This window comes from Magnetofaba australis IT-1, from assembly GCF_002109495.1.
In the GTDB taxonomy this organism is placed as follows: Bacteria; Pseudomonadota; Magnetococcia; order Magnetococcales; family Magnetococcaceae; genus Magnetofaba; species Magnetofaba australis.
Genome location: NZ_LVJN01000021.1, coordinates 386,379 through 410,915, shown reverse-complemented (window position 1 = coordinate 410,915; position 24,537 = coordinate 386,379). Strand labels below are relative to the sequence as shown.

General features: G+C 63.0%; 23 protein-coding genes. 17 read left to right on the top strand and 6 right to left on the bottom strand.

What is annotated here, in order from left to right; genetic code table 11:
- Nucleotides 1-13 precede the first annotated feature (13 nt).
- The gene (gene gcvH, locus MAIT1_RS20460) at nucleotides 14-391 is read left to right on the top strand and encodes a glycine cleavage system protein GcvH (RefSeq protein WP_085447213.1); all 378 of its coding nucleotides are present in this window, start codon (nucleotides 14-16) and stop codon (nucleotides 389-391) included.
- Between the two features lie 348 nt (nucleotides 392-739).
- On the opposite strand, the gene larE is transcribed toward gcvH, so the two are convergent.
- Both larE and MAIT1_RS20450 read right to left on the bottom strand, forming a co-directional pair.
- Nucleotides 740-1,558: an ATP-dependent sacrificial sulfur transferase LarE gene (gene larE, locus MAIT1_RS20455; protein ID WP_085446904.1), complete on the bottom strand. Its 819-nt coding sequence runs from the start codon at nucleotides 1,556-1,558 to the stop codon at nucleotides 740-742.
- A gap of 395 nt (nucleotides 1,559-1,953) precedes the next feature.
- Complete coding sequence (locus MAIT1_RS20450; RefSeq protein ID WP_085446902.1) at nucleotides 1,954-2,355, bottom strand: M67 family metallopeptidase; 402 nt, start codon at nucleotides 2,353-2,355, stop codon at nucleotides 1,954-1,956.
- Between the two features lie 153 nt (nucleotides 2,356-2,508).
- Between MAIT1_RS20450 and MAIT1_RS20445 the strand changes: the two genes are divergently transcribed.
- The 3 genes from MAIT1_RS20445 (at nucleotide 2,509) to MAIT1_RS20435 (ending at nucleotide 4,540) form a co-directional block, all read left to right on the top strand.
- Nucleotides 2,509-2,778, top strand: coding sequence for a WGR domain-containing protein (locus MAIT1_RS20445; RefSeq protein WP_085446900.1), 270 nt, complete (start codon nucleotides 2,509-2,511; stop codon nucleotides 2,776-2,778).
- Between the two features lie 464 nt (nucleotides 2,779-3,242).
- Nucleotides 3,243-3,545 (top strand): transposase, encoded by a 303-nt coding sequence (locus MAIT1_RS20440; RefSeq protein ID WP_085440078.1) that lies wholly within the window; start codon nucleotides 3,243-3,245, stop codon nucleotides 3,543-3,545.
- Nucleotides 3,546-3,556: 11 nt separating this feature from the next.
- A complete protein-coding gene (locus MAIT1_RS20435) occupies nucleotides 3,557-4,540 on the top strand; it encodes an IS3 family transposase (RefSeq protein WP_085441294.1) in 984 nt (327 codons plus the stop codon).
- A 222-nt stretch (nucleotides 4,541-4,762) separates the two neighbouring features.
- Here the strand turns inward: MAIT1_RS20435 and MAIT1_RS20430 are convergent, their stop codons facing one another.
- The gene (locus MAIT1_RS20430; RefSeq protein ID WP_085446898.1) at nucleotides 4,763-5,413 is read right to left on the bottom strand and encodes a hypothetical protein; all 651 of its coding nucleotides are present in this window, start codon (nucleotides 5,411-5,413) and stop codon (nucleotides 4,763-4,765) included.
- 197 nt (nucleotides 5,414-5,610) lie between these two features.
- On the opposite strand from MAIT1_RS20430, the gene MAIT1_RS20425 reads away from it, so the two are divergent.
- The 3 genes from MAIT1_RS20425 (at nucleotide 5,611) to MAIT1_RS20415 (ending at nucleotide 6,682) form a co-directional block, all read left to right on the top strand.
- The gene (locus tag MAIT1_RS20425) at nucleotides 5,611-5,799 is read left to right on the top strand and encodes a hypothetical protein (protein ID WP_085446896.1); all 189 of its coding nucleotides are present in this window, start codon (nucleotides 5,611-5,613) and stop codon (nucleotides 5,797-5,799) included.
- 321 nt (nucleotides 5,800-6,120) lie between these two features.
- Nucleotides 6,121-6,414, top strand: coding sequence for a hypothetical protein (locus tag MAIT1_RS20420; RefSeq protein ID WP_143814988.1), 294 nt, complete (start codon nucleotides 6,121-6,123; stop codon nucleotides 6,412-6,414).
- A gap of 52 nt (nucleotides 6,415-6,466) precedes the next feature.
- Entirely contained in the window at nucleotides 6,467-6,682 is a 216-nt protein-coding gene (locus tag MAIT1_RS20415; protein WP_143814987.1) for a hypothetical protein, read from the top strand.
- Between the two features lie 187 nt (nucleotides 6,683-6,869).
- Here the strand turns inward: MAIT1_RS20415 and MAIT1_RS20410 are convergent, their stop codons facing one another.
- Together MAIT1_RS20410 and MAIT1_RS20405 are read right to left on the bottom strand one after the other, a co-directional pair.
- A complete protein-coding gene (locus MAIT1_RS20410; protein WP_085446890.1) occupies nucleotides 6,870-7,442 on the bottom strand; it encodes a hemerythrin domain-containing protein in 573 nt (190 codons plus the stop codon).
- Between the two features lie 154 nt (nucleotides 7,443-7,596).
- Entirely contained in the window at nucleotides 7,597-8,217 is a 621-nt protein-coding gene (locus tag MAIT1_RS20405) for an NUDIX domain-containing protein (protein WP_085446888.1), read from the bottom strand.
- Between the two features lie 333 nt (nucleotides 8,218-8,550).
- Here MAIT1_RS20405 and pyrR point away from each other — a divergent pair, with 333 nt between their 5' ends.
- The 8 genes from pyrR to MAIT1_RS20365 all read left to right on the top strand — a co-directional run bounded on the left by pyrR (nucleotide 8,551) and on the right by MAIT1_RS20365 (nucleotide 17,172).
- Complete coding sequence (pyrR, locus tag MAIT1_RS20400) at nucleotides 8,551-9,099, top strand: bifunctional pyr operon transcriptional regulator/uracil phosphoribosyltransferase PyrR (protein ID WP_085446886.1); 549 nt, start codon at nucleotides 8,551-8,553, stop codon at nucleotides 9,097-9,099.
- Nucleotides 9,100-9,120: 21 nt separating this feature from the next.
- Nucleotides 9,121-10,107, top strand: a complete 987-nt coding sequence (locus tag MAIT1_RS20395; RefSeq protein ID WP_085447212.1) for an aspartate carbamoyltransferase catalytic subunit — start codon at nucleotides 9,121-9,123, stop codon at nucleotides 10,105-10,107.
- 5 nt (nucleotides 10,108-10,112) lie between these two features.
- Nucleotides 10,113-11,411, top strand: coding sequence for a dihydroorotase (locus MAIT1_RS20390; protein WP_085446884.1), 1,299 nt, complete (start codon nucleotides 10,113-10,115; stop codon nucleotides 11,409-11,411).
- A 117-nt stretch (nucleotides 11,412-11,528) separates the two neighbouring features.
- On the top strand, nucleotides 11,529-13,319 hold the full coding sequence (locus MAIT1_RS20385) for a DUF1538 domain-containing protein (protein WP_085446882.1): 1,791 nt from the start codon (nucleotides 11,529-11,531) through the stop codon (nucleotides 13,317-13,319).
- Nucleotides 13,319-13,687, top strand: coding sequence for a P-II family nitrogen regulator (locus MAIT1_RS20380; RefSeq protein WP_085446880.1), 369 nt, complete (start codon nucleotides 13,319-13,321; stop codon nucleotides 13,685-13,687). Before MAIT1_RS20385 ends, MAIT1_RS20380 begins: the two co-directional genes overlap by 1 nt.
- A 22-nt stretch (nucleotides 13,688-13,709) precedes the next feature.
- Nucleotides 13,710-14,087, top strand: coding sequence for a hypothetical protein (locus MAIT1_RS20375; RefSeq protein WP_085446878.1), 378 nt, complete (start codon nucleotides 13,710-13,712; stop codon nucleotides 14,085-14,087).
- A complete protein-coding gene (locus tag MAIT1_RS20370) occupies nucleotides 14,080-15,018 on the top strand; it encodes a dihydroorotate dehydrogenase electron transfer subunit (RefSeq protein WP_085446876.1) in 939 nt (312 codons plus the stop codon). The genes MAIT1_RS20375 and MAIT1_RS20370 overlap by 8 nt, the downstream gene beginning before the upstream one ends.
- A gap of 45 nt (nucleotides 15,019-15,063) precedes the next feature.
- Entirely contained in the window at nucleotides 15,064-17,172 is a 2,109-nt protein-coding gene (locus MAIT1_RS20365) for a hypothetical protein (RefSeq protein WP_085446874.1), read from the top strand.
- 448 nt (nucleotides 17,173-17,620) lie between these two features.
- Here the strand turns inward: MAIT1_RS20365 and MAIT1_RS20360 are convergent, their stop codons facing one another.
- Nucleotides 17,621-17,935, bottom strand: a complete 315-nt coding sequence (locus tag MAIT1_RS20360; protein ID WP_085446872.1) for a hypothetical protein — start codon at nucleotides 17,933-17,935, stop codon at nucleotides 17,621-17,623.
- Nucleotides 17,936-18,190: 255 nt separating this feature from the next.
- On the opposite strand from MAIT1_RS20360, the gene MAIT1_RS20355 reads away from it, so the two are divergent.
- Both MAIT1_RS20355 and MAIT1_RS20350 read left to right on the top strand, forming a co-directional pair.
- Nucleotides 18,191-20,086, top strand: coding sequence for an autotransporter assembly complex protein TamA (locus tag MAIT1_RS20355; protein ID WP_158089656.1), 1,896 nt, complete (start codon nucleotides 18,191-18,193; stop codon nucleotides 20,084-20,086).
- 2 nt (nucleotides 20,087-20,088) lie between these two features.
- On the top strand, nucleotides 20,089-24,513 hold the full coding sequence (locus MAIT1_RS20350) for a translocation/assembly module TamB domain-containing protein (protein WP_085446870.1): 4,425 nt from the start codon (nucleotides 20,089-20,091) through the stop codon (nucleotides 24,511-24,513).
- The last annotated feature ends 24 nt before the right edge of the window (nucleotides 24,514-24,537 follow it).

Sequence of the window (24,537 nt, the reverse complement as noted above, 5' to 3'; positions counted from 1 at the left end):
CAAAGGGTTCACCATGTCCATCCCCGCCGATCTGCGTTATACCAAAGAGCACGAATGGGTGCGTATGGAAGGCGACGAAGCCGTCGTCGGCATCACCGCCTTCGCCGCCGAACAACTCGGCGACGTGGTGTTCGTGGAGCTGCCCGAAGTGGGCGCCTCTCTGGAAGCCAACGGCACGTTCGGCGTGGTGGAGTCGGTCAAATCCGTCTCCGACCTCTACGTGCCCATCAGCGGCGAAGTGGTCGCCATCAACGAAGCCCTGAGCGACTCCCCCGAGCAGGTCAATGAAGCCCCCTACGGCGATGGTTGGATGATCCGCATCAAAGTCGCCAACCCCGCCGATGTGGAATCCCTGCTCGATGCCGCCGCTTATGGTGACGTTACATCGTAACGGTATCTATTGTGTGAGTGCATAACGGAAAAGCCGCCCCATATGGGGCGGCTTTTCCGTTGGTGATAAAAGATATTGGGGCTCCGCCCCAAACCCCGTTTACACCATGCTGATCCTGACATTCCGCCCGTTTGGGCGATGAAAGATATTGGGGCTTCGCCCCAAACCCCACCAGGGCGCTGCCCTGGACCCGGCAGGGCTTTGCCCTGCACCCACGGGGCTCCGCTCTGGACCCGCTGGGGTCACAGACCCCAGACCCCGCCGTCGACCAGTCGACGGCCAATAGTCAGCGCCAGCTCAGCCTGCGTCACGCAAGCATTATATAGTTTGTGCTTGAATGACTGCTGTTTATTGTTTGTTGGCGCCGCCTTGGCGATAGCCATTCGGGTCGAAGTACGCTCTGCGGAATCCCGCCGCCTCTATGCTGGCAATCAACTTCTGCTGCAACGAGGCATCGTTCAGCACCCTCGGCAGCTCCTCCACGCCCAGCTCAACCCGCGCTTCATCGCCCAGAAAACGCACCCGGAACAGATTGAATCCCGCCGCGCGCAACGCCTCTTCCGCCAGCTCCACCCGTCTTAAACCATCCAGATGAATCGGCGTGTGAGTGGGGAATCGCGACGACAGACAGGCGAACGCCGCCTTCTCCGCCGTGGGCAGTCCCAACTCTCGCGAGCGCGCGCGAATCTCCGCTTTGCCCCATCCAGCGTCCAGCAACGGCGCGGCGATACCGCGCTCGGCGGCGGCCTGCATGCCGGGTCGATGGTCGCCCAGATCGTCCTGATTGGCGCCGTAGGCGATGCGCCAGCGTTGGGGTTCGGATTGTTCGGCGACGACGGCTTCGCACAGGGTGAACAGGGCGCTCTTGCAGTGATAGCAGCGTTGGCCGTCATTAGCGACGAAGGCGGGGTTGGCCAGTTCGTCGGTGGGGCGTTGAATCCAGGTTGCGCCCAGTTGCGCGGCGAGATCGGCGCAGGCTTGGAACTCCCGTTGCGGCAGGGTGGGGGAGACGGCGGTGACGGCGAGGACGCGGGCAGGGCCAAGGACGTTCAACGCTTCGGCTAGGAGCAGGGCGGAGTCGACGCCGCCGGAGAAGGCGACCAAAAGGGCGTCATATTGACTGAGTTGCTGAGTCAGAGCGTTTGTAGAAGCAGGTAGAAGAGTCATGCAACAGGCCGAGTGGAGGCACGGAGTAAAAGGTGGAAAATCGCGACATTTATGGCGTGATTTTCCGGGGTCTGGGGGCCGCTGCCCCCAGCGGGTCGAGGGCGGCGCCCCGCGGGTGCAGGGCAGAGCCCTGCCGGGTCCAGGGCGGCGCCCTGGCGGGTTGAGGGCGGAGCCCTCATGGGGTTTGGGGCGAAGCCCCAATATCTTTCATTGTCCAAACGCCCCAGCGTATTGATAGGCGCAAACGGGGTTTGGGGCGAAGCCCCAATATCTTTCATTGCCCAAACGTTCAGAAGTTCAGGTCCGATATGGTTAAAACGGGGTTTGGGGCGGAGCCCCAATATCTTTCATCGCCCAAAACGCATTACGACAAATCAGACACTCTCCAAACCAATTCATTCCGTAATGGCGATCTCCACTTCCTGGGGCTGACCGTTTTCAAAACGGAATCCATGCATGTCCAGGCAGCCATTCACCCCGAGGGAGACAATCAGATAGAGGGCGTCGGGATAGTTGGCCTGTTCGATGTCGGCTTGGGAGAGCATGGCCGGGCCGGTGGGATGGCTGTGATAGATGGCCATCAACTCGCGGCTCTCCTCCCGCAATGTGCGCATGGCGTCGATCAAGGCTTGAGGGTCGGCGAAGAAGCGGCGTTCGTCATCCAACACGTTGGGTAGCGGCTTCCAGCCGTCGATGCGGCCATCGGCGCCGCTCAGAAGGCCGACGCACTCCTTGGGCAGGGCGCGTTGGGCGTGGGTCAGCATTTTGTTGACGATGACGCGGGGAATCTCCGTCATGATCCATACTCTCCAAACTGGGGTGCAACTGCGGTCAAGCGCTTTTGCCTGTGGCGCGTTTTCGTGTCATGATGCGGCCTATTCCATCGACAGGCAAGCCGAGGCGCGCGACCCGTTCGGGATTTCCGCCTCGCAGGGAGACGACTGCGCTTCATGAAAGCCTATCTGCAACGGGTCAATCCGCAAAACGGCGCGGTGTGGTACTACTCCATTCAGGTGCAGCGCGATCTGCTGGGGCGCTGGCATGTGATCAAGGAGTGGGGGCGCCTGGGTTCGCCCGGCACCATGCGGCAGTCGCCCCATGACAGCATGGATGCGGCGCTCAATGCGCTGTCGGCTCTGCGCGATGAGTTGGTCAACAAAGGCTATAAGGTGGTGATGCAGGAGGGGCTGCATCTGTCCAATCTGCACAAGCCGAAATAAGCATTTGTCTATTTTGGAAGATGAAAGATATTGGGGCTTCGCCCCAAACCCCGGTAAGCATTTATCTATTTGGAAGATGAAAGATATTGGGGCGTTGCCCCAAACCCCATGAGGGCTCCGCCCTCAACCCGCCAGGGCGTTGCCCTGGACCCACGGGGCTCCGCCCTCGACCCACGGGGCTCCGCCCTCGACCCGCTGGGGGCAGCGGCCCCCAGACCCCGCCGCCGACCAGTCGGCGGCCAATAGTCAGCGCAAGCTCGGCCTGCATCACGCAAACATTCGCCATTCTGTGCAGGTTTGGTTTTATAGTCGCTTGAATCCAGAATGACATACATTCAAAGCGCCCAATGTTTGCGTGATGCAGGCCGAGCTTGCGCTGACTATGGGACAAATTTCTGTTTCGGTTCAGTTGGAAAATGACAAACAAGCCGTTTATAATGTGTAGATAATAAGCGGAGGTTTGTATGGAACGGAAGAAGCGGAGATTTACGGCTGAGCAGAAGGTAGGCTATGTGCGCCGTCACCTGGTCGAGAAGGTGGTTCTCTCGGATCTGTGTGACGAGGCGGGCATTCAGCCCAGCCAGTACTATCGCTGGCAAAAGGCTTTGTTTGAGAACGGCGAAGCGGCCTTGTCTGACAAACGCGGCCAAAAGGCTTGTGACCGACAGATTGCCGAACTAGAAGCGAAGTTGGCAACCAAAAATGAAGTTATGTCCGAGCTTCTTGAGGCGCATGTTGCGCTAAAAAAAAGTCTTGGGGTGAGCTGAACGGCTGCTGGGTGGAGCCGGACATACGGGATTCGGTGGTGGATTTCGTGGCGTTTTGGTCAGACAAGAGCGAAATCGACACGAGCCGAATTATCAACTGGATAGGCGTGCAAAGGGGCAAGTTCTATTCATGGCGCAAGCGCTATGGAATGGTTAACGACCACAATGGCCGTATTCCCCGAGATTTTTGGCTGGACGATTGGGAAAGGGAAGCGATTGTCGCCTTTTTCCATGAACATCCGTCAGAGGGCTATCGGCGCCTGACCTACATGATGCTGGATGCAGGCGTGGTGGCGGTCAGCCCCTCTTCAGTGCTGCGTGTGCTCAGAACTGCCGGGCTGATGCGTCGTTGGAGCCCACCGCCCTCGCAGAAGGGCACAGGGTTCAAACAGCCTTCGGAGCCGCATAAACACTGGCATGTGGACATCTCCTATCTGAATATCCAGGGGACGTTCTACTATCTGTGCAGTGTCCTGGATGGATGTAGCAGGTTTATCCTCCACTGGGAGATTCGTGAGTCGATGAAGGAAGATGAGGTTGAAGTGGTCCTGCTCCGAGCTCAGGAGGCCTATCCGGAAGCTAAGCCGCGGCTGATCTCAGACAATGGGCCGCAGTTCGTTGCCAACGATTTTAAGGCGTTCATCCGGGAATCCGGCATGACGCATGTGAGGACTTCGCCTTACTATCCGCAGAGCAACGGAAAGCTGGAGCGTTTTCACGGTAGTTTGAAGCGTGAGTGCATTCGGCCTCAGACGCCATTATCGCTGGAAGATGCCCAGCGGGTTGTGGGAAAGTACGTCGAGCATTACAACACCCGGCGGCTCCATAGCGCCATCGACTACGTCACCCCACAGGATCGCCTGGAAGGGCGGCATGTGCAGATCCTGGCCGAACGAGATCAAAAGCTTGAGGCGGCCAGAGAACGGCGTCGGACGACGCACCAAAAGCAGTCTTTTCAGCCATCCCAAAAAATGGCTGAAAAGGCGAACAGCTAACTGATATTTTGGTTTAGACGGTTGTCATGTTTCCGCTGAACCAGCACATTTCCAACAGAAATTTGTCGGGATTCTTAAGGGTCTGTGACCCTTAAGCGGGTGTGGGCAGAGCCCACGGTTTGGATGTTGACCTTGGGAGCTCGAGGGCAAAGCCCTCGATATCTTTTAGCGCCCATATGTTCACTTTTGAATGCTAGCGACTATAACTCGCTATAGCTTCGCCTATTTCTCTTCCAATGCAGGCAACTCTTTGCGGATTTCCACAAACGCCTGCATCAGCGCGTCGCGTGTCGCAAACTCCGCCTGCGTCGCCAGATTCAACATCTCATCGGCAATCCGGTCATCCGGCGCGCGCCCATCAATGGAGCCGTCATCGCCGCCATAATTGCCCAATCCCGATAACGTGTCGCTGGAACCCCGCGTAACCGTCTGGCCACTCAGTTGCGCCCGCCCGGCGGCGTCCTCAATCACATATTCGGTCTCCAATGTGATGTCGGTGCGGCGCTGCCGATAGACCCGCCGACCCTCCCAGCGCGTCACCGTCATGCGCAGCCGCCAATCCCCCCGCACATGCCCCGCCAACGCCGGTTGCGCCATCCACTCGAACGCCTTGCGCACCGCCCTCTCCGCGCGCGGCAGCTCATCGGCCAACTCGTTGCTCTCCAACAAGTCCGGTTGATAGACGTCAAACACCGTCTGCTTCATCAAATCCAGAAACGGCGCCAACTTCGCCTCGGCCAACTGCGCGCCGTCGGGATGCGCCGACGGCGGGTAGGGCAGATTGGTCTGGCTGAACTGACATCCGCCCAATCCCAGCATCAAAGCCAGGGCCAGAATCGCCCGCCGCCACGGTGTGAAAATGAAGCTGTTCATGCTCTTCCTCCCTGGCGCGTTTTGCCGCGCAGCGCCGGGCAGATCCTGCCCCATATGCGCGCACTCTCGCCATCCGTGTCAATTATAGACTAATTATTACAAAGAGATAGAAAAATTTCCCCGATTGGCCCGCTTCTTGTTGAATAGCATCCCGTTCACCGAATTCAAACCGCCATCCATCCGCGAAGGGAAAACCTATGAGCATCACGCAGTTTGAAGCGACTCTGGCGCGCAAAGAGATCTTTTTGCAACTGACCGATCCCGAATTGCTGGATCTGGAGGAGAAGGCGCTCAATGGCGAGTTGGACGATAACGAGATGCGTCGTCTGGATCGCCTGCTCAATATGCTCTACGACCGCGCCATGTTCAGCGTGGGTTTGATCTAAACGCGACCTGTGCGGTTTGCCGTCGGAGCGCATCGCTCCGGCGGCGAAACGGGCGTGTCAAAGCGCCGTCAAATCCCCGCTGAGAAGCGTGGCGCCGCGCCATGAAGCGCCTGCATAGTCGGAGATTGATAGATTCATTGATGAGCAAAATCAGATAAATGGCGTTCATCTGCTGATTGGAAAAAGGAAATGGCCGAAAAGTTGCTATTCCAATTTTCAGGTGAACGAACAGAGCGCGCCACAAGGGCGCTCGTACAGAATTCGCGCCGGAAAACCTTATGGAAGAGGCCAGGGCGGCGGATGGGTTGGAGGTTTGACATCGTGAAGACGATGACGGATTTGCCATTGGTGGATCCCACCTGTATGGAGTTGGAAGCCGAAGAGTTCTTTGCATTGGACGAGTGGCGCGCGCCGCTGGAGTCCATGCTGGCGGACGCTGAGGAGCAGATGCGCGTGGAGGAGGGGGCCTATTGCGCCCTGCGCAGTCCGGCGTATGACTACATCCAGGAGCGCTTGGAGCAGGAGAGCGAAGGGAGTTTTGAGGAGGGTCGCATGGAGGCGACAGCGATGTTGATTGCCGAAGCGCATGATGTGCGCATGGATCAACGCAGGTAACGGCGGCCTACGCATCGCGATGCGCGACGCGCGCCAGATGAGGAGCGCCACCATGGCGATGACATTAAATACGCAAAAGCGCGACGACCAGTCTCACGCGCAGGAGCCGTCGCAAGAGGGCGAGCAGACGCTGGTGATGCTCACGCGCAAGGATCTGCTCAAATGGATGGTGGGCGGACACGCCAAGGATTACCGCCAGGAGCAGCCGATTAAGCGTCCGTTGACGTTGGATGATATTGATGGCATGAGTGACCAAGAGGCTAGATAAGCGCATTGTTTGACGTTACGGCGTAACGCAGATACAGGGATGTGTTTTGTGTTATGGCGTGACGTATTGATGAGGGTGTTTCCGCGCCCAACATGGATGTTCAAAAGGCATAAACACATAACGCCGGACAGGTGACTGTCCGGCGTTATGTGTTGGCGCTATGATAACGTTATGGCGTGCTGCTATTTTATTCGCCGACCTGATCCTGATCCTGATCCTGATCTTGCTCCAGCTCCAGCTCCTGCTCCACAATGGGCGGCTCGCCGGGCGGGATGTAGGTTTCGTTGCGGAAGGTGTGATAGTCGATGGTGTTGATGTGGTTCACCAACCATGACTTCAAGAAGTCCTTCACATTGGCCGATTCGGCCACATGCCCCATGTTGAACACCCGCTTGTAGTTGCTGACCATGGCCAGAAACTCTTCGTGGCGCATGCGCTGCAGGCGATAGTTGGGCAGATTGTTGCGTTCGATGTAGCGCTCTTCGCGGGTGAAGTGGGTGTTGGTGTAATCCAGCAGTTTGCCAAACACGTCGTTGATGCGGGTCAGGGTGCTGCGGTCGGCCACGCCGCCGGGCATGCTCTCTACCAGGGCGTGAATCTCTTCGCAATAGCCTACCAGTTTCAGATGGTCGTCGTCCAACTGATCAACATTGGTGCTCTTCAGATCAATCTCCACCAGCCTGCGTTGATTATCCAGCGCGGCGGGGGTCGTCTCTTGAGGGGCTTCGTCGTGTTCCTTGCTGCGTGAGAACCAGGTCATCGCGTCGTCTCTACTGAAATCCGTCAATCCAGAGGGGTTGATCCGCCAGCAGTTGCGCTGACGTTGTCATCACGATCCTTGTGTAGCCAATGGGGAACAAATCCGTACCATACAATAGCATGGAAATCCATTGGCCAGGAGATCTTTTGATCGGTCAATCAATTTCCCTTGCTGCGCCAGCCACTCCGGCGTCGCGTTGCAAGCGCTCGCGATAGCGCGCCAACCAGTACAGCGCCAGCACCGGCGAGAGCGAATCGATGCGCCCCTCTTCCATCATCGTCCATGCAGCGTCAAAGGTTAAGAGTTCAACGCCGATATCCTCATTTTCCGCCGCCAGGCCGCCGCCGCCGTTGGGCGTTTGGCGGCTGTCGAACAGTCCCAGATAGAAGTGCGTGCGTTCGCTGCTGTAGCTGGGGCTGACAAACAGCTTTTGCACATGAATCAACTCGCTGAGTTGATAGCCGGTCTCCTCCAGCACTTCACGCCGGGCGGTGGCGTCGGGGTCGGGGCCATCGCACACCCCGGCGGGAAACTCCCAGGTCCAGCCGCCCGATTGGGTCGGTAGCCACGCGCCGACGCGGAACTGCCGCACCATCAGCACCACGTCGGCGGCAGGGTCATACATCAGCACCGCCGCCGCCTCGCCGCGCTCCAGGCACTCCCACGGTTTTTGTTTGCTCCAGTCGCCATCGAAGCGCTCATAGCGCAGCAGCGCCCGCACCATACGAAAAAAGCCCTGATACACGGTCTGCACATCCGTCAGATCAATCTTCATCCAAACTCTCCAACTGGCGTGTTTCTGAGCGAAGCGCTGTCTTACTAATTGTAAAATAAATCAATCGAATCAGAGCACTTAACTTACGTGCGTGCGCAGAGCAAAAACTAACGAGGGTCCAGGGAAATCATTTCCCTGGCGGGTCACGGGCAGAGCCCGTGCGGGTCGAGGGCGGCGCCCTCGTGGGTCCAGGGCAACGCCCTGGTCAGGGTCTGGGGCGAAGCCCCAGTCTCTTAAAGCATCTCCAGCCAAGGTCCTCAGTGTGAGAATTCGATTTCGGCGCCCTATAAATCGGTTGCAACCACCCCGGCGGCGCCCCAAAATGTCGCCACTATGAAGATCATACAAGAAAACACGTTGTTGACCCCGGACGATACCCATCGTCTGATTGGCCAGATCGCCGACCGTCTGGTCGCCGACATCACACGCCCGGATCTGCGCGCGGTGGTGGGCATCCGCCGCGGCGGCGCGCTGGTGGCCGAGGCGCTGCATGCGCGTCTGCAGGAGCGCCTGGGGGTGGAGCTGCCGCTGGGCCATCTGGACATCAGCTTCTACCGCGACGATCTGGAGACCATCGGTCCCAATCCGGTGGTGGGCGGCACCGACCTGCAATTCGACATCGACGGCAAACGCATCATCCTGGTGGATGACGTGCTGCAGAGCGGTCGCACCATACGCGCCGCGCTCAATGCGCTGTTCGAGTTCGGGCGCCCGGAGATCGTCGATCTGGCGGTGCTGGTGGATCGCAAACAGCGGCAACTGCCGATTCAGCCCACCTATCGCGGGTTGGAGTTGGAGACCGGCGAGCGCGAAGTGATCAAACTGATCAAAACCGGCGAGGCGGCCATGAGCGTGGCGCACCGCTTTATGGGCGACGAATAGAGCGCGGGCGACGAGGGAATGATGAACGCCGACAACAACGCCTGGAGCCGCAAGCACCTGCTGGGCATGGATGGGTTGAACCGCGAAGAGATCGGGGCGATTCTCGACACCGCCTCGGCGATTCGCGAGGTCAACCACCGTCCGATCAAGAAAGTGCCCATTCTCAAGGGCAAGACCGTCATCAATCTGTTCTACGAGAACTCCACCCGCACCCGCACCTCGTTTGAGCTGGCGGGCAAGCGCATGTCGGCGGACGTGGTCAATATCAGCGCCTCGTCCAGCAGCGTCTCCAAAGGGGAAACCCTGCTCGACACCATGGCCAACCTGCAGGCCATGAACCCCGATGTGGTGGTGCTGCGCCACCCCAACTCCGGCGCGCCGCACTTTCTGGCGCGGCATCTGGATGCGGGCATCATCAACGCCGGCGACGGCCAGCATGAACACCCCACCCAGTGCCTGCTGGACCTGCTCACCATGCAGGACCACCTGGGCAAAATGGGTCGCGACAATTTCGAAGGCATGACCGTGGCCATCTGCGGCGACGTGCTGCACTCGCGGGTGGCGCGCTCCAACGCCTTCGCTCTGCGCACCCTGGGCGCCAAAGTGCGCTTCTCCGGTCCGCCCACGCTGATGCCGTCGCGCGCCGAAGAGGTGTTTGACGTCACCGTGCACCACCGCATGGAGGAGGCCGTTGAGGGCGCCGATGTGGTGATGATGCTGCGTCTGCAGCAGGAGCGCATGGCCGCCGCCTATCTGCCCAGCGTGCGCGAGTACTTCCGCTACTGGGGCCTGACCCGTCAACGTCTTGAGCTGACCCGACCCCATGCGGTGGTGATGCACCCGGGCCCCATCAACCGGGGCGTGGAGATCGCCACCGACGTGGCCGACAACCCCAACCGTTCGGTGATCCTGGAGCAGGTGACCAACGGTTTGGCGGTGCGCATGGCGGTGCTCTACCACCTGTGCACGGGCGCCGCGCGCAGCGCCAGCAACATCGCCGGAGAGTGAATTCCATGGATAAGGCGCAAACCCGTTTAATCCGCGCCGCGCGCGTGGTGGACCCGGCCAATCAACGCGACGAAACCGCCGACATCCTCATCGTCGACGGGGTGATTCGCGACATCGGCCAGAATCTGGACGCCCCCGCCGACTGCGCCATCCTCGACGCCGACGGCCTCATCGCCGCGCCGGGTCTGGTGGATATGCACGTGCACCTGCGCGAGCCGGGCTATGAGTACAAAGAGACCATCGCCGGGGGCTGCCGCGCGGCGGCGGCGGGGGGGGTGACGGCGGTGGCCGCCATGCCCAACACCAAACCGGTCAACGACGATCCGTCGGTCACCGGCTACATCCTCGACAAAGCCGACCAAGCGGGCTTGGCGGCGGTGTTCCCCATCGGCGCCATCACCAAGGGGTTGGGCGGCAAAGAGATCACCGAAATGGGCCTGCTCAGTGAAGCGGGCTGCGTGGCCTTCTCCGACGACGGCCTGCCGGTGATGGACAGCGGCGTGATGCGTCGTGCGCTGGACTACTCGCGCACCTTCGGCAGTCTGGTGATTCAACACGCCGAGGATAACGGCCTGGTGGGCTGCGGCTGCATGAATGAAGGGCCGGTGGCCACCCGTCTGGGTCTGCCCGGCATCCCCAACGCCTCCGAAGACATTCTGGTGGAGCGGGATATCCGTCTGGTGGAGCTCACCGGCGGTCGCTACCACGTGGCGCATATCTCCAGCGCCCAGGCGGTGGCGGCGGTGGCCGACGCCCAGCAGCGCGGGTTGCCGGTCACCTGTGAAGCGGCGCCGCACCACTTTTCCCTGACCGACGAAGCGGTGGCTGACTACCAGTCTGATGCCAAAATGGCCCCGCCGCTGCGCTGTTTGGCCGATCGCGACGCCCTGCGCGAAGGGTTGGCGCGGGGCGTGATCAGCGTCATCGCCACCGACCATGCGCCCCACGATGACGACAGCAAACGGGTACCCTTCAGCCAGGCCGCCAATGGCGTGGTGGGGCTGGAGACGCTGCTGCCGGTCTCCCTGGAGCTGGTGCGCGACGGCGTGATGAGTCTCTCCGCCATGCTGGCGGCGGTGACGGTGAATCCGGCGCGGCTGCTGCGCATCAATCGGGGCACGCTGAATATCGGCGCGCCGGGGGATGTGGCGCTGTTCGATCTGAATGAGAAATGGACCGTGGATCGGGCCACTCTGCGCGGCGCCGGACGCAACACCTGCTTCCATGGCCGCGACGTGCAGGGGCGGGTGAAATACACCGTGTTTGGCGGCCGCGTGGTCTATGTGGACCAAAACGAAGATTGACGCCGCGTCGGTAGAGTGCCAGTGTAAATGCTTGTGAGATAGAAGGTTCGCGACGCCCAGCGCGCGGACAGTGGCGAAATCGAACGCATTCTCATTCATCAGAGTGAAGGAGCCGCCATGCCAGCGCATTTTCGTTTCGGCGACTTTCAGCGGGAAAAGAGTCTGGTGCGTCATGAGATCAGCTACAACGATCTGACGCCCAAATTGGAGTTCGACGGTCAGGGCGGGCACAAACCCTACTCACCGCCACAACTGCAGTTGCGTCCGGTGGACGTGCTCAAACTGCTGCGCCCCTATATCTCCACCCGCTTCATGGAGCAGCTCAAGGCGGTGGTTCCGTTGGCGATCTATCTGGCGCTGTTCCAGGTGTTCGTGCTGCGGCAACTGGTGGAGGGCTCGGCCAGCATCACGGCGGGTCTGTTCGCCGTGATCCTTGGCCTGATGTTCTTCATGGAGGGGCTGCAGGTGGGTCTGATGCCGTTTGGCGAGACCATCGGCAACACCCTGCCGCGCAAATCGCCGCTGCCTGCGGTGCTGCTCATCGCCTTCCTGCTGGGCATCGGCGTCACCTTCGCCGAACCGGCCATCGGCGCTCTCAAGCAGGCGGGCTCCATCGTCTCGGTGGAGCGCGCGCCCTATCTGTATACCCTGCTCAACGACTGGTCCGGACCGCTGGTGCTCATCGTCGGCGTGGGGGTGGGTCTGGCTGCGGTGCTGGGGGCGTTGCGCTTCCTGTATGGCTGGAGCCTCAAGCCCATGGTCTACATGGCCCTGGTCCCGGCTATTCTGCTCACCCTGTATGCGTCGTTGGATCCCGAACTGACCAAAATCCTTGGTCTGGCGTGGGATTGCGGCGCGGTGACCACCGGCCCGGTGACGGTGCCGCTGGTGCTGTCGCTGGGCATCGGCATCGCCTCCTCGGCGGGTAAGGGCGACAGCCAGTTGTCGGGCTTCGGCATTGTGACGCTGGCCTCCATCTTCCCCATCATCGGCGTGCTGTGCCTGGCCATCTTCGTCTCCACCCAGGTGACGCCGGAACAGATCATCGCCGGGGCGCAGGAGTCCGCCGCCGCCGCCGCCGCCGCCGCCATCGCCGGTCCGCAGTGGTATGAAAAGACCCCCTGGAACGAGATCATCCTTGGCGTGCGCGCCATTGCGCCGCTGATTCTGTTCCTGTTCCTGGTGTTGCGCTTCATGCTCAAGGAGAAGGTGCGCAAGCCCGGCGAGATCGCCTACGGCATCGCCCTGACCATCATCGGCATGTGCATCTTCAACATCGGCCTGACCTACGGTCTGGCGGCGCTGGGCGAGCAGACCGGCGGCATGGTGCCTTCGGCCTTCATGAAGGCGCAGGTGGACGGCATGTGGATGCACCCCATCTACAGCTACTTCGTCGGCCTGCTGCTGGCGCTGGCGTTCGCCTGGTTCCTCGGTTTCGGCGCCACCCTGGCCGAACCGGCCTTGAACGCCCTGGGCGCCACGGTGGAGAACCTCACCAACGGCGTGTTCAAAAAACGCACCCTGATGATCGCCGTCTCCCTGGGGGTGGCGTTTGGCATCTCCATCGGTCTGGCCAAATTGATCTTCGGCCTGCCGCTGCATATGCTGCTGATCCCGCTCTATCTGCTCGGCGCGTTTTTGACCTTCCTCTCCACCGAGGAGTTCGTCAACGTGGCCTGGGACAGCGCCGGGGTGACCACCGGACCCATCACCGTGCCGCTGGTGCTGGCCATGGGTCTGGGGTTTGGCAACGCCACCAACGCCGTGGAGGGTTTCGGCATCCTCTCCATGGCCTCCATCTGTCCCATTCTGTCGGTGCTGTTGACCGGCCTGTGGGTGGGGCATAAAGCCAAGAAACAGGCCCAACAGGCGCACGCCGTGGCGACGGAACATGAGGTGTTGAGCTGATGAGCAACGAACGCAGCATTACCTATTTGACCGATGTGGCTCTGATCACGGTGATCGTGCAGCGCGGCATGGGCGACAATATCGTCAAAGCGGCGCGCGAAGCGGGCGCCCAGGGCGCCACCGTCAACTATGCGCGCGGCAGCGGCGTGCGCGAGCGCCTGGGTCTGCTGGGCGTGGCGGTGGAGGTGGAGAAGGAGATCGTCAACATCGTGGTCTCCTCCGAGCAGAAGGACGCGGTGTTCAGCAGCGTCTACACTGCGGGCGATCTGGACACCCCGGGCATGGGCTTCATGTATGTGCAGCCGCTGGAGAAGGCCGCCACCTACATCCCGCCCGATCTGGTGGCGCGTTTGAAGAGCAACAGTTAACCGTGCGGAAAAGGAGCCGATTATGAGCAATCCAGCCGCAGCCAACGTGCTCACGGGCAAACTGATCACGGCGATCCTGCCCGATGACGGCCACGACAAGAAGCTGCTCAAGGCGCTGAAGAAGGAGAAGGGGATCATCACCGCCAACTCCCAGGCGGCGCGCGGCATCAGCATTCTGCATGAGGCCCCGCACAAGCGCGACGCCCTGCCCGAGGCCGAAGCGGTGCGCATTGTGAGCATCGTCGCCGAAGTTGAGCAGGCCGACGCGCTGTTCGACTTCATTTTCGACTTTGCCCAGATCGACCGGCCCGGCGGCGGCGTGCTGCTGCTCAAGCCGCTGTCCGGCTTTACGCCATTCCTGCTGCCCGAAGGGGTGGCCGACGAGAGCGCCGATGCCTAAAGCGTTGCAACGCGCCACCACCCGCGTGATCTCCAATCAGGCGGGCGCGGGCGGGCAGTATGTGATTCGCTTCCACGCGCCGGATCTGGCCGTAGCGGTGGCGCCGGGTCATTTTGTGCATATCGTGGTCAGCGATCGACTGACCCTGCCGCGCCCCTTCTCGGTGCTCGATTGCGATGTGGACGCCGGCACCATCGACGTGTTTTACAAGGTGGTGGGCCAGGGCACCCGCCTGATGACCACCTGGAAGGGCGGCGAATTGGTGGCCATGCTGGGCCCCATCGGCAAGCCGTTCACGCCGGTGGACGCTTCGCGCCGGGCGCTGCTCATCGGCGGCGGCGTGGGGGTGGCGCCGGTGGAGTTTCTGGCGCGGCGTTTGGGCTTGTCCGGGGTCGAGACCACCCTGCTCATCGGCATGGAGAGCGATAGTCCATTGCCGCTCAAACCGGCGGAGAAGCCGTTGGCGGGGCTGGAGGATGGCCCGGTCAATCTGGCGCTGACCAGCGCCGAGAAGGCGGGGGTGACCAGTCGCTTGGCGTGTTTGACCGAACGGCGCGGCTGGTATCAGGGCTATGTGACCGATCTGGCGGCGGCGCATCTGAGCGCGCTCACCGCCGAGGATTTGGCGCGCACCACCCTGTATGTGTGTGGTCCGACGGTGATGATGCAGGCCGCCGCACGCTTGGCGCAGCGGTTTGATCTCACCGGCGAGGCGTCGCTGGAGGAGCATATGGCGTGCGGCTTCGGCGGTTGCGCTGGCTGCGTGGCGCCCATTCGCGCCGGGGAGGATTGGCTCTACCGTCGCGTATGTGTGGATGGCCCGGTGTTTGCGATAGAGCAGATCGCCTGGGAGCAGATGCCCGGCTACGTGAATGCGCCCGGTCGCCCACAAGCGCCCACCACTTGCGCGCCCGGCCACAGCTGCGCCTGAACTCTCTTTCTCTTTTTTGATTTCGCGTCTTTGACGCCCGCCCTTATGGCTGTTTTTCCACGTAAAACCCGCTATTGGCTGGATGGCCTGATGGTGATCGCTCTGATTGCCGTCGGCTATGCCGTGGGTCTGCGCCATCTCAATCAGGTTGCTCCCGATCACAACGTCTTTTCCGACTCCCATCGGCAGTTCGCCCCAGCGGTGATGCTGGCGTGCGGACGCGGCTTCGTCGATGTGGCGAGCGTCCGCCCGCCTGCGCTGACGCGCTTTTTGGCCGAAAGTCAGGCCCAGCGCGCGCAACGCTTTGACTGCGCCGAGCTGCCGCCGGATCTGCGCACGCGGCCCATCAGCCAGTGGCAAGGCGCCAATCCCTATCTGCCGTATGTGACCGGATGGATGTGGCGCTGGCGCGGCATCGATTGGGACGTCATGCTTCCGCTGTTGGCGCTGCTGCATGGCGTCGTGGGGGGGCTGGCCTATCTGCTCTTCCGCTACGGCATGGGGCGTCCGCCGGCGTTGTTGATGGCCGCTTACGTGCTGGCCTCGGACCACTTCCTGGCGGCGTTGGAGTCGTTTCCCCACTACGTCAAAACCCCCTTTGTGATGGCGGTGTTCGTGCTGCTGCTGATGCTGGCGCTGCGTCGACGGCCATGGTGGCTGCTGCTGCTGTTGGCCACTGTGCTGGGTCTGGTGGTGGGCGTGGGCGATGGTTTCAGTCTGGATCTGGATCTGGCCATTCCCCCCGCTGTGGTCACGCTGTTGGCGTTTGCCCGCACCCGCATTGGCGATGCGACGCTGTGGGGCGCGCGGGTGGTGGCGGTGATGCTGTTCTTCGTCGGCGTGCTGTCGGGCACCTGGCCCATGGCGCAGTGGGCCAATCCGAGCAGCAATCCGGCGCCAATGCTCATCAGCGGCGCCGACAACGCTTTCATCCAGCAGCTGCGGTTGAAAAACTCCCTGTATGAAGTCAGCTACATGCAGGGAGACGCCGCGCGCAATGTGCGGATAAGGGACTACGCCGCGCGGGTGATGGGGCTTCCATTGGATGCGCCGAGCGCCGCCCCGGACGATCATCCACAGCCAGCGGAGATCCACGCGAGCGACGCCCTGTTCCTGGAGATGCTCAACCGCACCCCCGCCGACTTCATCGCCCGTGGCCTGGCCTCGGCGCAGCGCATCGCCGATGAGGGGGCGATCAAACGCAACGGCTGGCTGGCGATTACGCTGGCGTGGCTGCTGCTGGCGCTCTATTCCAGCCGACTGGCGCTGTTTGCCGGGCTCTTCTACCTCTATTTCGCCGCCGTGCCGGGTCTACTGTTTCGCAGTGACCACAGCTTCCATCTGAAAGTGCTGCCGCTGTTCGCCCTGGGCTTTCTGCTGTGGCTGGCGGTGCGCCCGTTGGCGGCGGGATTGCTGCGCACCGGCTGGTTTGATTGGCGCGCCCGTCAGCGCCGTTTTCTGGTGGCGGTGAGCAACAACTTCTTCGATGTGTTGGAGAGGCTCTCCTGGCGGCCGCTGGCGGTGGCCGGGTTGACCTTGACCCTGCTGGTCTCGGCGCCGCTGTGGCTGGCGCGCGGGGTGCAGGATGCGCGTATGCGCGCCTATATCGAGGAGATCGTCGCCCTGCCGGTGCAGACTCTCTCCATGCGCGTCAAGCAGCAGAACGACGTGAGCGTGCTGCTGGAGCTGAAGAACTTTCCGCCGCGCGCCCGCGCCGACACGCCCCAGGTGGGCTATCTGACGCTCACCTTCTCGCGCGCCCGTTGCGGTCTGGATCGCACGCCCATCGGCTTGCGCTATGAGGGGTTGGACGAGCCGCTGGCGACGCCGTCGCGGCGCATGCGCGTGATGTTGCCCGAAAGCGGTAACCTGACCCTCTATCTGCCCGTCTATGCCCAGGAGCAACTGCCGCGGTTTCAGGGGTTGGAGATCGACCGGGGCGGCCACGCCTGCCTGATCTACGTGGGGCAGACGGCGCCGCAGGCGCTGCGGGAGCAGGCGCCGCTGCTGCTGAGTCTGGCGCTGCCGTGGAACTGGCGCGAAACGCCGCTCTATCTCACCTTTCCCAAGTGGGGGGAGCGCTACCGCTTATCGGACTGGTTTACCCATCAGCAGACCCACGTTGATGCGGGGCTGGGCGCGGCGGGGTTGTAGAAAATCTCGAACGGGCGCTGTTATTGTCAGTTGAAATCAGAATCGGACAGTTTGGGTATTGGTCATGAAAGATATCGAGGGCTACGCCTTCGAGCTCCCCAGAGCGATGGTGCGACGACACAAGAATCGAACAGTCTGGTTTTGGATATGAAAGATATCGAGGGCTTTGCCCTCGAGCTCCCCAGATCAAAAGCCAAACCGTGGGCGCGGCCCAATCTGTTATTGTCAGTTGAAATCAGAATCGGACAGTTTGGGTATTGGTCATGAAAGATATCGAGGGCTACGCCCTCGAGCTCCCAAAAACAACACCGTGGGGCGCCGCCCCACACCCCGCTTAAGGGTCACAGACCCTTAAGAATCCCGCCTCCGGCCAGCCGGAGGCCAATAGTCAGCGCAAGCTCGCGCTGCGTCACGCAAACATTGGCTGTTCTGTGCAGTCTTGGTTTTATTATGCCAGCGCGCCCCACAGCAGCAGCGCCAGGTAAGCGCCATACACGCCCACGGCCAGCGGGAACAGCCGTTTCGCCAGCAGCCAGTAGAGCAGGGGAAACAGACACAGAATCCCATAAGCCACGCCATGGCCGATGAGGATCTCATCCAGCGGCAATGGACTGACGTGGGGCATGCTGATGGGATCGTGGGTCAGGGCGGCGTGCAGTTTGCGCCCCAGATTGACGCCGAATCCCAGCGTCACTGCGCCATGGGTGAGCCACAGGGCGCGGGAGATTGCATGCAGACGAAAAAACCAACCGCGTAGGCCCATGGGTCTGTTACTCCGGGATTAAGGGTCTGATCCCACAGGGGAAATCGCAGCAGGCAAAAAAAACCCAATCAGCTTGCGGCTGATCGGGTCAACAAGAGTTTGCACACAAATTGATCATAACGCAGTTATTGTGACCAATGCACCCCCTTTTGTGCGGCGTGTGACAAAAAATATCCGGGAAAAACAATCCGCCACGGGTTTTCCCGGTGCGGGCGCGCAGTCATAATGGAGCCACGTTCCTCATCAGGAGAGAGCATGCTCAGGCTTCCCATCATATCCGCTCCGATGCGCCATATTTTCCCGCCGCTGCTGTTGACGCTGCTGTGGGCGCTCTGCCCTGCGCTGGCGCCGGATGCGCGGGCGGCGGACGCGCCGCAATCCTCCGCCTCTCAACCTGCCGCCACGCAACCGGCGGATGCGCCGCCTACGGTCTCCCAGCGCGCCGCCTATAGCGTGGCGTTCGACGGTCTGGACAAACACGGCGATCTGGAGAAGCTAATCGGGCAGGTGGCGCAGACCGTCCTCAAGCAGGAGAAACCGCCGCTGAGTCGCTTTCTGCTGGCGCGCATGGCCGATGGCGACGCCGAATTGGCGGTGCAGGCGATGCGTTCGCGCGGCTACCTGGACGCCCGCGCCGAGGCGGCGGTGAGCGGTGAGGCGCCGCCGTTTGTGGTCACCCTCAAGGCCGCTCCCGGACCCCTCTATCACATCGCCCAATGGCGCGTGCAGACCACTCCCCCCGGCGATGAGTTTACCCCGCCAGACGCCTTCTCCCTGGGCTTGGATCAAGCCCCGGCAGGGGAGAGCGCGCGTATTCTCGAGGCTCATGACAAACTGGTGGACGCCGCCAAGGAGCAGGGCTACGCCTACGCCAAAGCGGGCAAGATGCGCGTTGTGGCCGACCCCAAGAGCCACGCGTTGGAGGTGATCTACGCCATTGATCTGGGGCCGCTCACCACTCTGGGCGAACCGCAGTTGCAGGGCTTTGGCTCGGTCAAGGAGAGCTATCTGCTGCACCGCATTCCGTGGAAGGCGGGGGTGCGCTACGCCCCGGCGCGGCTGCGCGAGGCGCGCAAAGCCATGGTGGGCACCGGCCTGTTCAGCGCCGCGCGGGTGAAGTTGAGCGAAACCCCCGACGCCGAGGGGCGCACGCCGGTGGTGATCAAACTCATCGAGCGCAAACATCGCACCTGGCGCGCTGGCGCCGGTTTCTCCACCGACCAGGGGGTGACGCTGTCGGGTTCGTGGGAGCATCGCAACTTTCGCGGCGGCGGCGAACGGCTGCTGACCGAAGCGGAGCTGGCCCAACAGACCATGCGCCTGGCCGCCTCCTATGACCAGCCGGACTTCCGCCACATCGGCGAGACCCTGCGTCTGAGCACGGAAATCGCGCAGGAGGAGGAGGAGGGTTACGACCGCACCGGTCTGGACATCAATGCGGCGGTGATCAAGAAATTGCCCAAGATCGGCGAATTGACCCTGGGCGCCGAGTACTCGGTGGCGCGGGTGACCGAGATCACCACCGCCAAGGAGGAGACCTACGGCACCATGAGCTTCCCGGTGGGTTTGGCGGCGGATTTGACCGATGACCGTCTGGACGCCACCCGGGGCTGGAAGATGACCTTGATCAGCAAACCGGTGCTGGCGACCCTGGGCAATGGCTCCAACTACTGGCGTTTCGACCTGGGCGGCAGCGCCTATCACCGGGTGGGCTTCAGCGACAAACGGTTGGTGCTGGCCGGACGCTTCGCCCTGGGGACCACCATCGGCGCCGAGCTGGCCGATATCCCGGCGGACAACCGCCTGTATGCGGGCGGCGGCGGCTCGGTGCGCGGCTACGGCTATCAACTGGCCGGACCGGTGGACGCCGCCAACAACCCCACCGGCGGACGCTCGCTGCTCACCTTCGGTTTTGAGTCGCGCTATCGGGTGCGGCCCAACATCGGCGTGGTGGCGTTTGTGGATGGCGGGCGCGCCTACGCCGCCGCCTTCCCCGACGGCTCCGCCGACCCCCTCATCGGCGCCGGACTGGGTCTGCGCTACGCCTCGCCGCTGGGACCGCTGCGGCTGGATGTGGGCGTCCCGCTGCGCCAGCGCGACGGCGTGGATGACGTGTTTCAACTCTACATGAGCATCGGACAGGCATTTTGAGCATGGACGCAGCCGACGCCACCTCCCCGGACTCTCCCAATCCGCCGCCGCGCGCGCCCCGTCGCTGGCTCAAACGCACCCTGTGGAGCCTGCTGCTGGCGCCGTTTGTTATCCTGGCGCTGGTGATCACGGCGCTGCAGACCCCATGGGCGCGCACTCTGATCGTCGAGCAGGTCAACGCCGCCCAGCCGGTGGCGCGCCTGCAGGGGTTGGGCGGCGGTCTGCCGTGGGCGTTGAGCCTGCAGAGCGTCACCTTGAGCGACGCCAAAGGGGTGTGGCTGAGTCTGGAAGATATACGCTTTGCCTGGAAGCCGTGGGCGTTGCTGGGCGGCGCTGCGCAGATTGACGAACTGAGCGCCGCCAAACTCGCCATCACCCGTGCGCCCGAGGCTGACGCCAATGCCGCGCCGCCGCCGCCCGCCGCCGACAAGATGACCGCCAGCGATCCCTTCGCCCTGCCCGAGGCGCTGCCCATCCGCGTGGCGCTGGAGCGGCTGGCGGTGGAAGAGATCGTCATCGGCGCGCCGCTGGTGGGTCAGGAGGCGCGCTTCCGCCTCACCGGCTCCGTGGGCGCAGAAGGGGCGCAGGATCTGCTGGCCAAGTTGGCGCTGGAGCGCACCGACGCCGCCACCGCACAGATCACCCTGGAGGCGGGGGCGGCGCTGGCGACCCAGCAGATTCATCTGGCGCTGCAGGCCAACGAGAGCGGCGGTCTGTTGGCCCACTTTGTCGGCGGGCCCGACGATGGCGTGTTGCAGGCGCATCTCTCCGCCGACGGCCCCCTGGCCGACTGGGCGGGCAAGCTGGCGGTGAGTTGGCCGCAGTGGGGCGCGACCCAGAGCGACTTCCGCTTCAATCTCACCGCGCAATCCCTGGGCGCGGCGCTGGATGGTCAGTGGCGGCCCAGCGACGGCATGTTGCCCCCTGAAGCGGCGTCGGTGCTGGCGGGCAAGCCGGTCGTCTTTGGCCTCACCGGGGCGTTCGATCCCCAGACGCAACAGGCCACCCTGGCGCGTTTGCAGGTGCAGGCGGCGCCGATGAGCCTCAATGGCGCGGGCGGGGCCGATCTGCAGCAGCAGACCCTCCATGCCGACGTGACCGTGGAAGCGCCGGATCTGGCGCGCTTCTCCCAACTGGCGCAGCAGAAGTTGGCGGGCTCCGGTCGTCTGATCCTCAACGCCAAAGGCGCCTTGAACGCGCCCACCATCACCGCGCAACTCACCACGCCCAAGCTCCACGCCACCGGCGTGCGGGCGCAGGGGGCGCGGGTGGATCTGGCGGTGACGCCGACGGCGGGGCGCGTCCTGCCCGATGGGCTGCAACTGGCGCTGGATGCCGCCATCAAGGGGGTGACCCTGCCCGAGGCCGGGGAGGGGCTGCCGCCGCTGCGTCCCAAACTGCGTCTGCGCGCCAACTTCACCGACGCCAATACATTGCGCTTGCAACAACTGCGACTGGACAATGGCGAGCTGGCCGCCCTCACCGCGACCGGCGGCTACCGCATCGACCAGCAGTCGGGCCAGTTCCAGGCCGATCTGGATGCGCCGCAACTCAATCCGCTGCTGGCTCCGCTGGGGCTCACCGCTGCGGGGGGCGCGGCGTCGCTGCATGTGGATGCGCGCATGGCCCCGCAACTGGCCAAAATTGACGGCGCGCTGAATCTGGCCGGACGCGGCTTGAAAGGGCTGCCAGAGCCGGGGCTGTTGGGGCCTGATCCCAGCTTGCAGGCGCGCTTCTCCCTGGCCCCCAAGAGCGGCGCAGTGACCCTGAAGGGTCTGCAATTGCAGGCCAAACACGCCCAGGCGGCAGGGGAGGTGAACTTTGACCCGGCCAAGAAACGCCTGGCCGCCGACGTCACCGTGGATATCGACGATCTCTCGCCCCTCACCGTCATGGCGAAAACCCCCCTGGGCGGCGCCGTGAGCGCCCGCATCATCACCCGGGGCGCGGCGGAGAAGCCCCACGTCTCCGCCAATGTGGTGGCCCGCGCGCTGCGGGTCGACGCGCAGCGTTTTGAGCGCATCCAGGCGGATTTGGAGACCGATGACCCGTTTGGCGCGCCCCATGGGCAACTGCGTCTGATCGCCACCCAGCCCCAGGGTTCGCTGGATCTGGCCAGCGGCTTCGCCGCCAACGCCGATAAGAGCCGCATCGTGTTGAGCGGATTGCAGCTGACGGCGCCGCAAACCCGCGCGGCGGGGGATCTGGAGATCGATCTGACAAACAAACTGGTCACCGGCGCGCTGCAAGCCAATGCTGAAGAGCTGGCGGCGCTGACCCCCTGGCATGGCCAGAAACTTAGCGGCGTGGTGCGTCTGGACGCCAAATTGGGCCGCGACAAGCTGGATCAAACCGCCGATGTCACCGCCCATGTGAGCAAACTGGCGGGCGACTTCGGCGCTCTGGAGGCGCTGGATCTCACCGCCCTGGCGCAGAAGCGCGGCGAGGCGATCCATCTGCAAGGCAATGTCGATCTCAAAGCGCTGGAGGCCGACGGCGCGTCTATCGAAACCCTCACCGCCGCCGTCACCGGGCGCCTGCGCGATCTGGATATCCGCTTGCACACCAAAGGCGCCGCCACCGTGCCGTTTGAACTGGAGGCCGCCGCCCACGTAGCGCAGAGCAAGGCGGGCATGCAGGCCAGCGTGAGCAAACTCAGTGGTCTGCTGGATGGCGAGCCGGTGACCCTGGCCGCCCCCTTCGCCGTGGCTTCAGTCAAAGATGAGGTGGTGCTGTCGGATCTGGATCTGACCGTGGCCGGGGCGCGTCTGCAGGCCCGGGGCAGCCATCGTGCCGGACATATCAACGCCCAGGCCCGCGCCGAGTTGCCGCTCAAGCTCCTCGACCGCTTGCAGATCTACCCCATCGAGGGGCGCGCGGTGGTGGATGCGCGCATCACCGGTCCGGCGCGACAGCCGTTGACCACGGCGGATATCTCCCTGGCCGACGTCAAACCGCGCAGCGCCGAATTCGCCAATCTGCCGCCGCTGCAGATGAAAGCCCGCGCCGAGATCAAACCCGGGCGCGGACTGGAGGCCAATCTCACCGCCACCGGTCTGACCGAAGGGCCGCTCACCACCCATGTGACCGCGCCGCTCAATTTCGGTCTACAACCGTTCGTCGCCGAGCTGCCCAGCGACCGCCCCCTGACCGCCGAGATCAAGGGCAAAGTCAGTCTGGCCCGCGCCGCCGCCTGGGCCGCGCTGGATGAGACCACCCGTCTGGCGGGGATTCTCGACGCCGACCTGCAGATTCTCGGCACGGTGAACAAACCGGCGGTGACCGGGCAGTTGAACCTCAGCGGCGGCGCGGTGGAGCAGAGCGAGGCGGGGCTGCTGCTGCGCAATATCGTCATGCACGCCCGCGCCGAGGGCGATGTGATCCGCTTGCAGGAGCTGACCGCCAGCGACGGCGAGTCGGGCCGCATCGCCCTCAACGGGCAGGTCTCCCTGGATGCGGCCAAACAGTTCCCGCTGGATCTGACGGTGAAGATCGACCAGGCCACCCTGGTGCGGCGCGATGATCTGCTGCTCAACGCCAGCAGCGACATTCATCTACAGGGCAACGCCCGGCGTCAGTCGGTGCGCGGAACCACCACCGTCAACCATGCGGAGATCTATATCCCCAGCGGCCGCGGTCCCGACATCAATGTGGTGGAGATCGAGCGCAAAGGCGCGCCGCGCAAACCCAAACAGGCCGCCAAGGCGGAGCCGCCCACGCGCACCGATCTGGATCTGACCATCGCCATTCCGGGCCGCATGTTCGTCAAGGGTAGCGGACTGGACTCCGAATGGCTGGGCGATCTGCACATCGGCGGGCAGGCCAGCGAACCGATCATCACCGGCGATCTACAGATCAAAAAGGGCATTCTCGCGCTGCTGGACCATCAGTTCAATCTGCGTAAGGGCGAAATTCGCTTCACCGGCGCCACCCCGCCGCTGCCGCAGCTGGATATCGAAGCCACCGCCCAGGGCGGCGATCTGCTGGCCATCATCGGCGTCTCCGGCTCCGCCGCCAAACCGGAGCTGGCCCTCTCCAGCGAACCGGCCAAGCCCGAGGATGAGGTGATGGCGCAGCTGCTGTTCAAACGCGACGCCGCCAGCATCACCCCGGCCCAGGCGCTGAAACTGGCCGCAGCGCTGGACTCCCTGCAGGGCGGCGGCGGCGGTCCCGGTTTTGTGGACAAGCTGCAGCGCGGCCTGGGGGTGGATCGGCTGGACTTCGGCGGCGACTCGGTGGAGACCGGCGCGGTGAGTGTGGGCAAGTACATCAACGACAAGGTCTATCTGGAAGTGGAGAAGGGCATGGCCGCCGGCAGCGGCAAGGTCAACGTGGAGGTGACGGTGTTCCCCGAAGTGGTGGTGGAGACCGGCGTTAACGAAGACTCCGCCGCCAACCTGGGCCTGAACTGGAAACGGGATTATTAACAAACCAGGGTTGCTTACCCCATT

Excerpts from the sequence above, each read along its gene's own strand:
- gcvH (WP_085447213.1), top strand. The coding sequence starts at position 14 with ATGTCCATCCCCGCCGATCTGCGTTATACCAAAGAGCACGAATGGGTG.
- larE (WP_085446904.1), bottom strand. The coding sequence starts at position 1,558 with ATGACTCTTCTACCTGCTTCTACAAACGCTCTGACTCAGCAACTCAGT.
- MAIT1_RS20450 (WP_085446902.1), bottom strand. The coding sequence starts at position 2,355 with ATGACGGAGATTCCCCGCGTCATCGTCAACAAAATGCTGACCCACGCC.
- MAIT1_RS20445 (WP_085446900.1), top strand. The coding sequence starts at position 2,509 with ATGAAAGCCTATCTGCAACGGGTCAATCCGCAAAACGGCGCGGTGTGG.
- MAIT1_RS20440 (WP_085440078.1), top strand. The coding sequence starts at position 3,243 with ATGGAACGGAAGAAGCGGAGATTTACGGCTGAGCAGAAGGTAGGCTAT.
- MAIT1_RS20430 (WP_085446898.1), bottom strand. The coding sequence starts at position 5,413 with ATGAACAGCTTCATTTTCACACCGTGGCGGCGGGCGATTCTGGCCCTG.
- MAIT1_RS20425 (WP_085446896.1), top strand. The coding sequence starts at position 5,611 with ATGAGCATCACGCAGTTTGAAGCGACTCTGGCGCGCAAAGAGATCTTT.
- MAIT1_RS20415 (WP_143814987.1), top strand. The coding sequence starts at position 6,467 with ATGGCGATGACATTAAATACGCAAAAGCGCGACGACCAGTCTCACGCG.
- MAIT1_RS20410 (WP_085446890.1), bottom strand. The coding sequence starts at position 7,442 with ATGACCTGGTTCTCACGCAGCAAGGAACACGACGAAGCCCCTCAAGAG.
- MAIT1_RS20405 (WP_085446888.1), bottom strand. The coding sequence starts at position 8,217 with ATGAAGATTGATCTGACGGATGTGCAGACCGTGTATCAGGGCTTTTTT.
- pyrR (WP_085446886.1), top strand. The coding sequence starts at position 8,551 with ATGAAGATCATACAAGAAAACACGTTGTTGACCCCGGACGATACCCAT.
- MAIT1_RS20395 (WP_085447212.1), top strand. The coding sequence starts at position 9,121 with ATGAACGCCGACAACAACGCCTGGAGCCGCAAGCACCTGCTGGGCATG.
- MAIT1_RS20390 (WP_085446884.1), top strand. The coding sequence starts at position 10,113 with ATGGATAAGGCGCAAACCCGTTTAATCCGCGCCGCGCGCGTGGTGGAC.
- MAIT1_RS20385 (WP_085446882.1), top strand. The coding sequence starts at position 11,529 with ATGCCAGCGCATTTTCGTTTCGGCGACTTTCAGCGGGAAAAGAGTCTG.
- MAIT1_RS20380 (WP_085446880.1), top strand. The coding sequence starts at position 13,319 with ATGAGCAACGAACGCAGCATTACCTATTTGACCGATGTGGCTCTGATC.
- MAIT1_RS20375 (WP_085446878.1), top strand. The coding sequence starts at position 13,710 with ATGAGCAATCCAGCCGCAGCCAACGTGCTCACGGGCAAACTGATCACG.
- MAIT1_RS20370 (WP_085446876.1), top strand. The coding sequence starts at position 14,080 with ATGCCTAAAGCGTTGCAACGCGCCACCACCCGCGTGATCTCCAATCAG.
- MAIT1_RS20365 (WP_085446874.1), top strand. The coding sequence starts at position 15,064 with ATGGCTGTTTTTCCACGTAAAACCCGCTATTGGCTGGATGGCCTGATG.
- MAIT1_RS20360 (WP_085446872.1), bottom strand. The coding sequence starts at position 17,935 with ATGGGCCTACGCGGTTGGTTTTTTCGTCTGCATGCAATCTCCCGCGCC.
- MAIT1_RS20355 (WP_158089656.1), top strand. The coding sequence starts at position 18,191 with ATGCTCAGGCTTCCCATCATATCCGCTCCGATGCGCCATATTTTCCCG.
- MAIT1_RS20350 (WP_085446870.1), top strand. The coding sequence starts at position 20,089 with ATGGACGCAGCCGACGCCACCTCCCCGGACTCTCCCAATCCGCCGCCG.